Origin of the sequence: Anaerovibrio lipolyticus, from assembly GCF_021531495.1 — a bacterium.
In the GTDB taxonomy this organism is placed as follows: domain Bacteria; phylum Bacillota; class Negativicutes; order Selenomonadales; family Selenomonadaceae; genus Anaerovibrio.
The window spans coordinates 19,405-32,728 of the sequence record NZ_JADYTY010000025.1 but is presented as its reverse complement, the minus strand read 5'-3'; the positions used below and the strand labels follow the sequence as shown (position 1 = coordinate 32,728).

11 protein-coding genes and 1 rRNA gene are annotated in these 13,324 nt (G+C 45.7%); 9 read left to right on the top strand and 3 right to left on the bottom strand.

All coding sequences use genetic code 11. The annotated features are described in order from the left end of the window. The first annotated feature begins 119 nt into the window (after nt 1-119). The 6 genes from rrf to I6E26_RS08660 all read left to right on the top strand — a co-directional run bounded on the left by rrf (nt 120) and on the right by I6E26_RS08660 (nt 4,983). A 5S ribosomal RNA gene (rrf, locus tag I6E26_RS08685) occupies nt 120-236 on the top strand. 179 nt (nt 237-415) lie between these two features. Continuing rightward, nucleotides 416-862 (top strand): ribose 5-phosphate isomerase B, encoded by a 447-nt coding sequence (rpiB, locus tag I6E26_RS08680; protein WP_235321466.1) that lies wholly within the window; start codon nt 416-418, stop codon nt 860-862. A gap of 57 nt (nt 863-919) precedes the next feature. Beyond that, nucleotides 920-2,167 carry a serine hydroxymethyltransferase gene (gene glyA / locus I6E26_RS08675; RefSeq protein ID WP_328228057.1) on the top strand — a complete coding sequence of 416 codons (1,248 nt, stop codon included), beginning with the start codon at nt 920-922 and terminating at the stop codon, nt 2,165-2,167. Between the two features lie 29 nt (nt 2,168-2,196). Continuing rightward, nucleotides 2,197-2,835 (top strand): uracil phosphoribosyltransferase, encoded by a 639-nt coding sequence (upp, locus tag I6E26_RS08670; RefSeq protein ID WP_235321465.1) that lies wholly within the window; start codon nt 2,197-2,199, stop codon nt 2,833-2,835. 239 nt (nt 2,836-3,074) lie between these two features. Beyond that, entirely contained in the window at nt 3,075-4,259 is a 1,185-nt protein-coding gene (locus I6E26_RS08665) for an iron-containing alcohol dehydrogenase (protein ID WP_235321460.1), read from the top strand. A gap of 289 nt (nt 4,260-4,548) precedes the next feature. Next, entirely contained in the window at nt 4,549-4,983 is a 435-nt protein-coding gene (locus I6E26_RS08660; RefSeq protein ID WP_235321459.1) for a DUF441 domain-containing protein, read from the top strand. 195 nt (nt 4,984-5,178) lie between these two features. Here I6E26_RS08660 and I6E26_RS08655 read toward each other — a convergent pair whose 3' ends face one another. The 3 genes from I6E26_RS08655 to I6E26_RS08645 are packed head-to-tail and all read right to left on the bottom strand — an operon-like array spanning nt 5,179 to nt 8,793. Beyond that, the gene (locus tag I6E26_RS08655; protein WP_235321458.1) at nt 5,179-7,068 is read right to left on the bottom strand and encodes a PTS fructose transporter subunit IIABC; all 1,890 of its coding nucleotides are present in this window, start codon (nt 7,066-7,068) and stop codon (nt 5,179-5,181) included. Nucleotides 7,069-7,126: 58 nt separating this feature from the next. After that, entirely contained in the window at nt 7,127-8,032 is a 906-nt protein-coding gene (gene pfkB / locus I6E26_RS08650; RefSeq protein WP_235321454.1) for a 1-phosphofructokinase, read from the bottom strand. Next, nucleotides 8,029-8,793: a DeoR/GlpR family DNA-binding transcription regulator gene (locus I6E26_RS08645; protein ID WP_235321452.1), complete on the bottom strand. Its 765-nt coding sequence runs from the start codon at nt 8,791-8,793 to the stop codon at nt 8,029-8,031. The genes pfkB and I6E26_RS08645 overlap by 4 nt, the downstream gene beginning before the upstream one ends. 246 nt (nt 8,794-9,039) lie before the next feature. Between I6E26_RS08645 and murA the strand changes: the two genes are divergently transcribed. The 3 genes from murA (at nt 9,040) to I6E26_RS08630 (ending at nt 13,304) form a co-directional block, all read left to right on the top strand. Further along, nucleotides 9,040-10,305, top strand: coding sequence for a UDP-N-acetylglucosamine 1-carboxyvinyltransferase (gene murA / locus I6E26_RS08640; protein ID WP_235321450.1), 1,266 nt, complete (start codon nt 9,040-9,042; stop codon nt 10,303-10,305). A 19-nt stretch (nt 10,306-10,324) separates the two neighbouring features. Continuing rightward, the gene (locus I6E26_RS08635; protein ID WP_235321449.1) at nt 10,325-11,776 is read left to right on the top strand and encodes an ArnT family glycosyltransferase; all 1,452 of its coding nucleotides are present in this window, start codon (nt 10,325-10,327) and stop codon (nt 11,774-11,776) included. A 160-nt stretch (nt 11,777-11,936) separates the two neighbouring features. Further along, nucleotides 11,937-13,304 carry an MFS transporter gene (locus tag I6E26_RS08630; protein ID WP_235321448.1) on the top strand — a complete coding sequence of 456 codons (1,368 nt, stop codon included), beginning with the start codon at nt 11,937-11,939 and terminating at the stop codon, nt 13,302-13,304. Nucleotides 13,305-13,324 lie beyond the last annotated feature (20 nt).

The window sequence follows — 13,324 nt, the reverse complement described above, 5'->3', positions numbered from 1 at the left end:
TGGAAGAGTGGCAACATTCGAAGCGGACCAGTACTAATAAGTCGAGGGCTTAATTACAAGTCCTAATGTCAGGAATTGTTTCTGTGAAGTTTTGATTGTACATCAGTACAATTAAATAATCCGGTGATGTTGGCTATGTGGTTCCACCTGTTCCCATTCCGAACACAGTAGTTAAGCACATAAACGTCGAAAGTACTTGCTTGGAGACGAGCTGGGAGGATAGAAAATCGCCGGTTACAAAGAGGTTATCTGAATTAAGATAGCCTCTTTTTGTTTTATGGTCACTTTTGTCAGTCAATGTTCCAATATTTATGGTGAAAGTTATGCCCTTACCTAAATTTTTATGCAGGTTTTGCTTCTATATGATAAAATATATAAGAATGTGATATTTGCTAAATGGAAGGGAGCTATTCTAGTGAAATTGGTTATTGGTTGTGATCACGGCGCCTTGGAGCTGAAGGAAGCAGTAAAAAAGGTTTTGGCAGAATTTGATGATATTCAAGTAGAGGATATGGGTACATATACAGAGGCTTCTGTAGATTATCCAGACATTGCCGAGAAGGTTTGTGGCAAGATTACTGCTGGGGAAGCAGACAGAGGTATTCTGCTCTGCGGTACTGGCTTGGGTATTTCCATTGCTGCTAACAAGGTAAAGGGTATCCGTGCTGCACTGTGTCATGATGTTTTCTCTGCTCGTATGTCCAGAGAGCACAATGATGCAAATGTGCTGGCTATGGGTGGCCGGGTAATCGGTTTTGGCCCTGCCGGCGAGATTGTCCGCACCTGGGTTACTACTGAATTTTCCCATGATGAGCGCCATCAGCGTCGCATTGACAAGATGATGGCTTTGGCTGAGAAATAAGCTAAGCTATATTTAAGCATTTTTCTCATTTGGTTAAAAGTATCAGGAGGTATTTGTATGGCATTGATGAATGATTTGAACACTGTAGATCCAGAGGTTTCCAAAGCAATTGACCAGGAGCTGAATCGTCAGAGAAACAAGCTGGAGCTGATTGCTTCTGAGAATATTGTCAGCAAGGCTGTTATGGCTGCTCAGGGCAGTGTCCTCACCAATAAATATGCAGAGGGCTATCCAGGTAAGCGTTATTATGGTGGCTGCGAATACGTAGATGTGGTAGAGCAGCTGGCTATTGATAGAGCCAAGGAGCTCTTTGGTGCAGGCTATGCCAATGTACAGCCTCATTCTGGTGCCCAGGCCAATATGGCAGTGTTCTTTGCCCTGTTGACTCCTGGTGATACTGTTATGGGTATGAACCTGACTGATGGCGGACATTTGACTCATGGCTCACCTGTTAATATGTCTGGTAAATACTTCAAAATCGTGCCATATGGTGTTAGCGAAAAGACCGAGATGCTGGATTATGATGAGATTCAAAGAATTGCCAATGAGTGCAAGCCAAAGCTGATCGTAGCTGGTGCCTCTGCCTATGCTAGAACTATTGATTTTCAGCGTATGGCTGAGATTGCCCACTCTGTAGGTGCATATCTCATGGTGGATATGGCTCATATTGCTGGTTTAGTAGCTGCCGGCCTGCATCCAAGCCCAGTTCCATATGCTGATGTAGTTACTACTACTACTCATAAGACTCTCCGCGGTCCTCGTGGCGGTTTGATTCTCTGCAAGGATGAGGAGTTTGGCAAGCAGTTCAACAAGGCTATTTTCCCTGGCATTCAGGGTGGTCCTTTGATGCATGTTATTGCTGCTAAGGCTGTTGCCTTGAAGGAGGCTTTGTCTCCAGAATTCAAGGCATATGCTCAGCAGATTGTGAAGAATGCAAAGGTTTTGGCTGATACTCTCCAGGCAGATGGCTTCCGCATTGTTTCCGGCGGTACTGACAACCATCTGATGCTGGTGGATTTGACCAGCAAGAATATTACCGGCAAGCTGGCTCAGAACTTGCTGGATGAGGTAGGTATTACTGCCAATAAGAATACTATTCCATTTGAGAAGCTCAGCCCATTTGTAACCAGCGGTATTCGCTTGGGCTCTCCAGCCTTGACCACTCGTGGCTTCAAGGAGGAGGATATGGTAGAGGTTGCAAATATTATTGCTCTGGTATTGGATAATCCAGAGGATGAGGGGGCGCGTAAGGAAGCCAGCCAGCGTGTGGCTGCTCTCTGTGCAAAATATCCTCTCTACGAGTAATTTCCTACTAGGGGTAAAAGGAGTATATGATGTCTGATTTGAAAGTAAATGTTATTGACCATCCATTGATTCAGCACAAGCTGACCATGATGCGTAAAAAGACTACAGGAACCAAGGATTTTCGTGAGCTGTTGGAGGAAATCAGCATGCTGATGACCTACGAAATCACTAGAGATTTTCCTCTGAAGGATGTGGAGATTGAAACTCCAGTGTCTAAGTGCGTAGGCAAGGAGCTGGCTGATACCCGCAAGGTATGCGTAGTGCCTATTCTCCGGGCAGGCCTGGGGCTGCAGAGCGGTGTGGTAAATATGATTCCTGCAGCTAAGATTGGTCACATTGGTCTTTATCGTGATCCTGAGACTCTAAAGCCAGTGGAATACTACTGCAAGATGCCTAGCGATATTGCAGAGCGTACTATGCTGGTGGTAGATCCTATGCTGGCTACAGGTGGTTCTGCTGCTGCAGCTATTACCATGCTGAAAGAGAAGGGGGCCAAGAAGCTGATTCTCATGTGCCTGGTAGCTGCTCCAGAGGGGGTAAAGGTTATTAACGATGAGCATCCTGATGTACCTGTATATGTAGCCGCTGTAGATGAAAAGCTGAACGAGCATGGCTATATCGTACCAGGTCTGGGAGATGCTGGTGACCGTATCTTTGGTACTCTTTAATTAGTACAAAAATATCTTGGCATAACCTAGGAAATAAAAATACCACGACAAGTTGGACTGTAGAGCCAGTTTGCCGTGGTTTTTATTTTTGTATAAACAATAAAAAATAATCTATTATTTTAGCTTAATTTGTGATACAATCAGAGTATATGAATGGAGGATTTGTATCTGGCAATGAGGTAGATGACCAGATACAAGTCCTTGATAGGTAATGCAATTTAATAGCAGGAGGGATTCTTATGCAGAGTTTTGAATATTATAGTCCGACAGAGATTGTTTTTGGCAAGGGGGCTGAAAGCAAGACTGCAGATAAAATTATGAAGCATGGAGGAAGCAGGGTATTTATTGTCTATGGTGGCGGCAGCGTGGTAAGAAGCGGTTTGCTGGGCAGATTGCAGAATCAGCTGGAGGCTGCGGGAATGCCTTATGACTCTATGGGTGGAGTACAGCCAAATCCCTTGATGTCCAAGGCTAGAGAGGGTATTCAGCAGGCTTTGGATTTCAAGGCAGATTTTATACTGGGGGTAGGCGGCGGCAGTGTGCTGGATACAGCTAAGGCTATTGCTCATGGTATTGCAACTCCAGATGTGGATATTTGGGAATATTGGAGTGGCAGACAGCCTATTACCAAGACAACTCCAGTGGGAGCAGTGCTGACCATTTCTGCCGCAGGCAGTGAAACCAGTAATTCTGCGGTGCTGACCAATGATGAAATAGGCAAGAAATGTGGTACCAATACGGATTTGAATCGGCCTAAATTTGCTATTATGAATCCGGAGCTGACCTATACTTTGCCTCCTTATCAGATTGCCTGTGGTACCGCAGATATTATTATGCATACCTTGGAGCGGTATATGACTCATACTGAGGGCAATAATTTTACCGATAGAGTGGCTGAGGAATTGATTAAGAACGTGATGAAGTTCGGCCGCAAGGCCTTGGCTAACCGCAAGGACTATGAGGCCATGAGCGAGCTCATGTGGTGTGGCAGTGTGTCCCATACTGGCTTTACTGGCTTGGGAAGAACTATGGATTTTGCAGCTCACAAGCTGGGCCATGAGCTAAGTGGTAAATTCAATATTACTCATGGTGCTTCCTTGACTATTATGTGGCCTGCTTGGGCTAAACATGTATATATGGACAGACCGGAGCGTTTTGCCCAATATGCAGAAAAGGTTTGGGGGGTTAATTCCGGTACTGTGGAGGAAAGAGCCAGAGCCGGCATCCGCATGAATGAGGAATTCTTCAAAAAGGAGCTGGGATTGCCAACTTGCTTCTCTGAATCTGAAATCGGGGTACAGGATGAGTCTGTGCTGGAGTATTTGGCTAATATGTGTACTGCTAATGGTACCAAGAAGGTAGCCACCTTCCGGCCAATAGACTATGAAAATGCTTTGGCTATTTACAAGCTGGCCAATAGATAAGTAAGTAAAAAATAAAGACTGGCGTTGTAGTACAATGCCAGTCTTTTGGGTGTTTTGATTTGCAGATAAGGACATATATGCTATAATAGCAATCAAGGCATAAGAAAACCGCCTTGGCTTTGGACGAGTAAAGGCGGAGTTCTTACAATTTCGTTTTTGTTCTTTGGGGCAACCGTCTATCGGTGCTCCTCTTGTTTTCATTACAGCATTTTTTTGTATGTAAGCAAAGAAGTTTTTGGATTGTGAAGAAATGAGGCGCTGTATATAAGTGGGACAGGAATATATAATTATGCTGGCAATTTTGATTTGTGGCGTAGTGGGACATAATATGTCGGTGGCCTATGCGGCTGGAGCAGTTATCTTGCTGAAGGTGTTGGGGCTGAATCAGGTTATAGATGTATTGGGTGACAAGGGCATTACCTGGGGGATTATTTTGCTGACGGCGGCGATTTTTGTGCCTATTGCCACAGGGAAGATTACCTGGGCGGATATCCTGCATTGCTTCCAGAGTCCAGTAGGCATTGTTTCCTTGATTGTAGGTGCCGGTGTGGCAATTTTTGGCTATCTGGGAGTAGATTATATGAAAGCCTCGCCAGAGGTGGCTACAGCCTTGATTATCGGTACTATGATAGGTGTATTCTTCTTTCGGGGTATTCCAGTAGGGCCATTAATCGCCTCTGGCGTAGTGTATGTGGTAATGACCATCTGGCAGAAATTGTCTTGAAAATATGGATATGAAAAAGATAAATATCAACCTAACTTAACATTAACACAAGGAGTCGTCCCTGAATTTCAGGGACGGCTTTTTGCTGTATAGAATATTTTATTTAGAGAATAAAAAAGAATCTCCCCAGTGCGTTGCCGCAGTAAGGGAGATTCTTTTTTGTATAGGAATAATTGGAATTATGGAAGGGCAAAATTATTTGTTCGCTGGTTTTTTCAGCATGCCCAGAATGAAGCAGCCAACCAGAGAACCAACGGCGATAGCAGCCAGATACATCAGCGGATTGCCAATGGTAGGTACTACGAAGATACCGCCATGAGGTGCTCTAAGAGTGCAGTCAAAGGCCATAGACAGGGCACCAGCAACAGCAGAGCCGGCTACCATAGATGGGATTACTCTGATTGGATCTGCGGCAGCAAATGGAATTGCGCCCTCAGAAATGAAGGACAGGCCCATGATAAAGGTAGTGATACCAGATTTGCGCTCGCTTTCAGTAAAGCGGTTGCCAAAGAGCATGGTGCAGAGAGCAATGGCAATTGGAGGAACCATACCACCAGCCATAACAGCTGCCATAACACCGAATTCGCCACCCGCCAGCAGGCCGGTACCGGTTACATAGGCTGCCTTGTTTACAGGGCCGCCCATATCTACAGACATCATACCGCCCATAATCAGGCCAACCATGACACGGGAGCTGGTGTCCATACCTTTCAGGGTATCAATCAGCCATTCGTTAATACCAGCTACAGGAGGAGTAATAATAAACTGCATCAGAAGGCCCATAAGGAAGATACCTAATACTGGGAAAATAAGTACAGGCTTGATGCCCTCTAAGGAAGCTGGCAAACAACTAAAGACCTTGCGCAGGAGAACGATGATATAACCACCGGCGAAGCCAGCCAGCAGAGCACCCAGGAAGCCAGAGCCACCAGAAGCTGCCATAGCACCGCCTACGAAGCCTACAGCCAGACCTGGACGGTCAGCAATACTCATGGAAATAAAGCCAGACAGGATTGGCAGCATAAAGCCAAAGGAGGCACCGCCTACATCCTTGAAGAACTTGGCTAATGGAGTATTGGAGCCGAAGTTGCCTGGGTTGGCTGGATCAAAGGTATCAAAGAGGAAGGCCAAGGCGATAAGAATACCACCGCCGATAACGAATGGCAGCATATGAGATACACCGTTCATCAGATGCTTGTAAATCTGACGGCCAACGCTCTCGTTATCTCCCTCATCTGCAGTGGAGGCTGCAGCACCACCAGCATGATGGTAGATAGGAGCCTGGCCGCTAAGGGCCTTGTCCAAAAGTTCATCGGCTTTGTTGATACCGTTGGCAACCTTGGTTTTGATAACAGGCTTGCCATCAAAGCGAGCCATTTCTACATTTTTATCAGCAGCAATAATGATGCAATCTGCTTCCTTGATTTCCTGCTGAGTCAGTACATTCTTGGCACCGCCGGAGCCGTTGGTTTCTACCTTAATCCAGATGCCCCGCTTCTTGGCATGCTGTTCCAGGGACTCAGCAGCCATAAAGGTATGGGCAATGCCGGTAGGGCAGGCAGTTACAGCCAGAATTTTGTGAGTGCTATCTACCTTTGGAGCGGCAGGAGCGGTAGTATTGATGGTTTCTCCCTTTTCTTTGGCATCAATCAGGGCAAAGAATTCATCTACGGTTTTGGCATCTACCAAAGCATTGGCAAAGTCTGGATCCATCAGCATGGCAGCCAGCTTGCTGAGAAGCTCCAAATGAGTATCATTGGAGTTGGCAGGTGCGGCAATCAGGAAAAACAGACGGGATGGCAGACCATCCATAGAATCAAAATCAGTACCAGCAGGTACGGTAATAGCAGCCAAACCAGCTTCCTTCACACCAGAGCTTTTGGCATGAGGAGTGGCAATGCCATCCCCAAGGCCAGTGGTGCCAGAGTCCTCACGAGCCAGAACATCCTTAAGATACTGTTCCTTGTGGGCAATCTTGCCAGACTTGTCCATCAAATCAACCAGTTGGCTGATGATTTCATTTTTGCTGGCAGGAGCAGCATTCAGCTGAATGCTTTCCTTGCTTAATAAATCCCTAATACGCATAATTTTCTTCCTTTCTGGATACCGGCTTCCCTCCGGTTCCTTCAAATATTAACCACTTTTAGTGTATAGTTTTTAGCAGAGCATCTGCTTCGGCCCTGGTGGCCAGGTTTTCGGAAAAGGCGGAGGCGGAGCCAGTTGCTACACCCATGTAAAAAGCTTCCTCCAGGGAGCCTGTTTCCTTGTAACCGCAGATAAAGCCTGCTACCATAGAATCTCCAGCACCTACGGAGTTAACCAAGGTTCCATTTGGAGCAGCACTTTCGTAGACTGTTCCTTCCTCAGTAAGCAGCAGGGCGCCGTCACCAGCCATGGAAATAAGTACATTGCGGGCACCCATTTTCTGCAGCTTTTTGGCGTGGGTGATAATTTCGTCCTTGGTCTTGAGAACAACGCCGAACATTTCACCTAATTCATGGTTGTTTGGCTTTATTAAAAATGGCTTGTAGGGCAGTACCTTCAAAAGAAGCTGCTTGGTGGCATCTACTACAATGTTGATATTCCGTCCTTCCAGACGGCTCATAATACGCTGATAGATATCATCTGGCAGGGTATTGGGGATACTGCCGGCCAGAACCAGGGTATCTCCGGCCTGAAGCTTGTCCAGCTTGGCAAAAAGCTCTGCCTGAGCCTCTGGGGTAATTCTAGGTCCCTGACCATTGATTTCGGTTTCGGTTTCAGCCTTAACCTTTACATTAATGCGGGAGAAGCCTTCTGGCAGTTCTACGAAGTCGCTTTGGCAGCCAAAGCCATCCAACTGGCGGATGATTTCCTTGCCGGTAAAGCCTGCTAGGAAGCCTAAGGCAGTGCTGTCATGGCCCAGATTTTTCAAGACAATGGATACGTTAATCCCTTTGCCTCCTCCTAGAACCTGCTCGTATTTAACTCTATTGATTTCTCCAGCGGTAAAGCTGTCTAAGCGGACAATGTAATCCAAGGCTGGATTGAAGGTTACTGTATAAATCATTTTCTTTCACCTGCTTCATAAACATTGGTTAACTTGCTATATTTGGTATCTGGCAGCATATCCGTAATAATGTTGGCTTCCTGAATACTAGCAAAGGTAACAGGAAATACCTTTTTGAATTTGGAGCTGTCTGCCAGAATAAAACATTTTTGACAATGATGAATGGCTTCTGTTTTCACATTGCCTTCGCTGAAATCAGGCGTGGAGAAGCCTGCCGTAGTGCTAATACCGTTGGCTCCGAAGAAGCCTTTGGTAAAATTGTAATTAGAAATACTGCGAATGGCCTCAGTGCCGATTACAGCCTGAGTATTGGCCTTGAGCCTGCCTCCGGGGAGATAAACCTTGCAGCCCATAGCAGCCAGGCGGGATGCATGTTGAACGCCATTGGTTACATAGGTTACACTTCCTGCTGTGTGGCCCAAGTAGTCCAGCATCTGATAGGTGGTAGTACCAGCATCCAGATAAACAAAATCTTCTGGGCCTATCAGGGTAGCAGCGTATTTGGCAATCAAGGCTTTTTCCTGATTGTGCAAATCCTGCTTGGTAAGAACATCCTCCTCCAAGGTTAGATAGCTGTTATTGTTATTAATAGTGGCACCGCCATGAACCTTGCACAGCTTGCCCATGCGATCCAGAGCTATCAAATCCCGACGGATGGTGGACTCGGACACGTGCAGATTATCTGCTAGCTGACTGACAGTGGCGGTTTTATGCTTGTCCAAGGTCTGCATGATAGAAGCATATCTTTCCTCTGTAAGCAATCACTATCCATCCCCTTTCTACAATAAAATTTCATTCATGATTGTGCATCTCTTTTCTGTAACTATATAATATCATCACATAAAAGCAAAATCAAGCATATTCTTTCAAAATCAGTCAAAATATTGCAGAATTTATCAGATTGTTGGTGATATACAATATTGCTTGCAGTAATTTAATAGAAATGATAAACTGAAGTGTGATACTTTTGGAAGTATGTCTTTAATTTTAGGAGGAAATTTTACTTAATGGAAAAGTTGATTATAAATGGCGGCAAGGAGCTGCGTGGCCGGGTAAAAATTAGTGGTGCAAAGAATGCGGTATTGCCTATTATAGCGGCAGCCCTGCTGGGACAGGATTCACCTAGCAAGCTGGAGGAGGTTCCAGCTCTGGACGATGTGCATACCCTTAGTGCGGTATTGGAGCAGTTAGGTGTAAAGGTTGAGTTTGATGCTGATAAAAACACCTTGCTGGTGGATAGTTCGGAGATTACCAGCTGTGAGGCTCCTTATGATTTGGTGCGGAAGATGCGGGCTTCTTTCCTTATTATTGGCCCAATGCTGGCTCGCTGTGGCAAGATAAGGATTTCTCTTCCTGGTGGCTGTGCTATTGGTACTCGTCCGATCGATTTGCATCTTAAGGGCTTTGAGGCTTTGGGTGCTAAGATTGATATTGGCCACGGCTATATTGAGGCTGCCACCCCTAATGGCTTGAAGGGTGCTCGGATTTATTTGGATTTCCCAAGTGTAGGAGCCACTGAGAATATTATGATGGCTGCTTCTATGGCTGAGGGTACTACTGTTATTGAAAATCCAGCTCAGGAGCCGGAGATTATCGACCTGGCTAACTACCTTAATGTTATGGGAGCCAGAGTCCGTGGTGCTGGTACCAATGTTATCAAGATCGAGGGCGTACAGCGTTTGACTGGCCGCAATTATACTATTATTCCAGATCGCATTGAGGCTGGTACCTATATGGTGGCAGCAGCTATGACCAGAGGGGATGTATATATCGAGAATGCCATTAGTGAGCATTTGAAGCCGGTAATTGCCAAGCTGAAAGAGGCTGGGGTTACTATTGAGGAAAATATTGATGGCATCAGAGTGGTATGTGACCGCCGTACCAAGGCTGTAGATATTAAAACCCTGCCATATCCAGGCTTCCCCACAGATATGCAGGCTCAGTTTATGGCTATGCTGGCTGTTTCCGAGGGCATGGGCCGGGTAACAGAGACTGTTTTTGAGAATCGCTTTATGCATGTGGATGAGCTGAAGCGGATGGGGGCTAATATTCGTATAGATGGACGCACTTCCTTGATAGAGGGCGTGGATAAGCTTCATGGCTGTGGCGTTAAGGCTACAGATCTGAGAGCTGGCGCAGCTATGGTTTTGGCAGGACTGGTGGCTGAGGGCGAGACTCAGATTGGCTATATTCATCATATTGATAGAGGTTATGATAATCTGGTTTCCAAGCTGGTAATGCTGGGGGCAGATATTCGCCGGGTAGATGAATAAGCTGGGAAGGGAGCTTGAAATGACAACTGTAAAGAAGGATTTGCTGACCATATGTATTGTAGGCTTTTTGCTTTTTATGCTGGGGAATTGGGCAATTGCCATTACGGATCCTGTAGAGTCTAACTACACGCTGACTGCGGTGGAGATGCTTCGGTCTGGGGATTATATTTCACCTCGTATTTATGGCAATTATTGGTATGACAAGCCAGCCTTTTTCTACTGGGAGCTGATTGCAGCCTATAAGCTGATGGGAGTAAATGAATTTGCCTCCCGCTTTTTTCCGGGAGTTTTTGGTGTTCTTGGTTTGATGATGACCTATGGCTTTGCCCGAAAGCTTTATGACCGTAAAACTGGCTTAATGGCAGCAGGTATTTTGGGCACCTGCTTTGAGTATTGGCTGCTGTCTAAGACTGTTATTACGGACTTAACTTTGTTTGTGTTTTTTAATGCAGTGCTGATATTCTTTTTCTGGGGTTATCGCAGGGGACAGAGAAACTACTATTATCTCTGTTATCTTTTTGCTGGATTGGCCACCTTGGATAAGGGGCCTATTGGCCTTTTGCTGCCAGGCTTTGTGCTGACAGTTTTTTTGTGTATCAGACGGGATTTTAAGGAGTTCCTGTATCTGCGCCTGCCTACGGGGTTAGTGCTATATGCCTTGGTAGCTGGCAGCTGGTACTATATGATGTACACCATTCATGGTATGGATTTTATTAATAATTTCCTTGGGGTGCACAATTTCCTGCGGGCCACTCAGTCAGAGCATCCTCGCTGGGATGTGTGGTGGTATTATACCATGATTTTCTTTGCGGGCTGTTTGCCTTGGTGCTGGACTTTGCCTGCAGCTATTATCAAGGCTGTAAAGAGGCAGCGGTTGCCAGAAATTGATATGACTACAGGCTTTTTGCTGACCTGGGCCTTGGTGGTAAATGTTTTTTATCAGTGCATGGCTACCAAATATACCACCTATACACTGCCAGCCTTGCTGCCTATTGCCATTCTCATGGCCAGATACCTTTATCAGCGAGAGGTGTTGGTAAAGCGTACTGTTATAGGCGCCATTGTAGTATATGGTATCCTGACCTTTGCTTTGGCTATTCCTGCTTGTTCCGATGAGGGGTACTCTGGGAAGAATATAGCTGCAGCCTATAAGGATGTGGTTAAGGATGATGATTTGGTAGTAAGCTACGGAGATTACAAAACCTCTATTGTTTTTTATGGGCAGAAAATGGTTTATAGATTGGAGCATGCAGAGTCTATACCAGGAATGCTGCCAGATGGCAAAAGCTGGAATGCCAAAAACGTTATGCCGTTTATATCCTTTGAGGAATTGCCAAAGGATAAGAATGTGTACCTGATACTTAACAACCGTCGTTTTGATTCCTTTGAAAAGGATTTTGACACTTCGGAATGGAAGCTGCTGGCAGACTATAAGGCGGCCAGAGTATATGTAAGAGAAGCAGTTAAATAAAAGATAAAAGACTGCACGCAACTCTTTATGAGCTTGTGTGCAGTTTTTTATTGCCAATTTTGGCAAATAGTTGTACAATAAAGCCACTGTATTTGTATGTGTCTTGTCATGTGCAAAAACAGAATGGTAATTTTTTGGTTTTCTTTTAGGAGGAATTTTTGTGCTTTTAGAAAGATTGGAAAAGCTGCCTGTTGGCTCTTTTCATTATAAGCTGTTGGCGGTAACCGGTCTGGGCTGGTTGTTTGATGCCATGGATACGGGCTTGATTTCCTTTGTTCTGCCTATTTTGTCCAAGGAGTGGGGCTTGCATCCAGAACAGATGGGTTGGATTGGCAGTGTAGGCTTTATTGGTATGGCTTTAGGTGCGGTTATATCTGGTACTATTGCTGATAGAGTTGGTCGTAAGCTGGTATTTTCCTTGACGGTTATTCTTTACAGCTTGGCTACAGGTGCCTGTGCCTTGTCCTGGAACTATGAATCCTTGATGCTGTTCCGCTTCCTAGTTGGCTTTGGCCTAGGGGGTGAGCTGCCAGTAGCAGCTACCCTGATGACTGAATATGCTCCTACCAAATTGCGGGGACGGTTTATTGTTCTCTTGGAAAGCTTCTGGGGCTTGGGCTGGTTGGCAGCTGCCTGCATTGCTTATCTGCTGATTCCTCAATATGGCTGGCAGGTTGCTTTCTTTATTGGTGCATTGCCTGCTTTGTATGTATTTATGATTCGCCTGCATATGCCTGAGTCTGTAAGATACCTTATCTCTCGTGGCAAAATTGGCGAGGCTCAGAAGATTGTGCTGATGCTGGAGGAAAAGCTGAATGTGCAAAGCGAGCCTTTTGCAGAGGAGCTTAGTGAAGTGGAGAAGGGCACTGAGTATGCTGCAGCACCTAAGTTGAGCACCCTGTGGTCTGGCGCCTTTGCCCGTCGTACTGCTATGCTGTGGGTGGCTTGGTTTGGTATTAACTTCAGCTATTATGGTATCTTTATGTGGCTGCCATCTATTGTGTTCCAGCAGGGGTTTACTGTAGTTAAGACCTTTGAATATGTGCTGATTATGACCTTGGCTCAGTTGCCTGGCTATTATTGTGCAGCTTGGCTGGTAGATGTTATTGGTCGTAAATATACCCTGTCCCTGTTTCTGCTGATAAGCGGCGTGGCTAGCTATTTCTTTGGTAATGCAACTGGTTCCACAGAGCTGTTGGCTTGGGGGGCAGCTATGTCCTTCTTCAACCTGGGGGCCTGGGGTGTGCTTTATACCTATACTCCAGAATTGTATCCTACTGCTATTCGTGCTCTGGGCAGTGGCTATGCTGCTGGCTTTGGCCGTATCGGAAGCATGATCGCTCCTGCTATGGTGGGGATGCTGATTGGCGGCCAGATGGGCAGTGCAAGTATCTTTATGCTGTTTGCTGGTGTCTTTGTGGTAGTATCTGCTGTGGTTATGGGCCTCGGTGTAGAAAGCCGGAAGAAATCTCTGGAGGAAATTGCTGAGGAAGCAGTGGAAAGTGGCAGAGCAACAGTCCATTGCTAAAAATGTAAAATAAAAATACT

What these genes read in the sequence shown, in the direction of transcription:
- glyA (WP_328228057.1), top strand. Translation starts at nt 920, where the DNA reads ATGGCATTGATGAATGATTTGAACACTGTAGATCCAGAGGTTTCCAAA.
- upp (WP_235321465.1), top strand. Translation starts at nt 2,197, where the DNA reads ATGTCTGATTTGAAAGTAAATGTTATTGACCATCCATTGATTCAGCAC.
- I6E26_RS08665 (WP_235321460.1), top strand. Translation starts at nt 3,075, where the DNA reads ATGCAGAGTTTTGAATATTATAGTCCGACAGAGATTGTTTTTGGCAAG.
- I6E26_RS08660 (WP_235321459.1), top strand. Translation starts at nt 4,549, where the DNA reads ATGCTGGCAATTTTGATTTGTGGCGTAGTGGGACATAATATGTCGGTG.
- I6E26_RS08655 (WP_235321458.1), bottom strand. Translation starts at nt 7,068, where the DNA reads ATGCGTATTAGGGATTTATTAAGCAAGGAAAGCATTCAGCTGAATGCT.
- pfkB (WP_235321454.1), bottom strand. Translation starts at nt 8,032, where the DNA reads ATGATTTATACAGTAACCTTCAATCCAGCCTTGGATTACATTGTCCGC.
- murA (WP_235321450.1), top strand. Translation starts at nt 9,040, where the DNA reads ATGGAAAAGTTGATTATAAATGGCGGCAAGGAGCTGCGTGGCCGGGTA.
- I6E26_RS08635 (WP_235321449.1), top strand. Translation starts at nt 10,325, where the DNA reads ATGACAACTGTAAAGAAGGATTTGCTGACCATATGTATTGTAGGCTTT.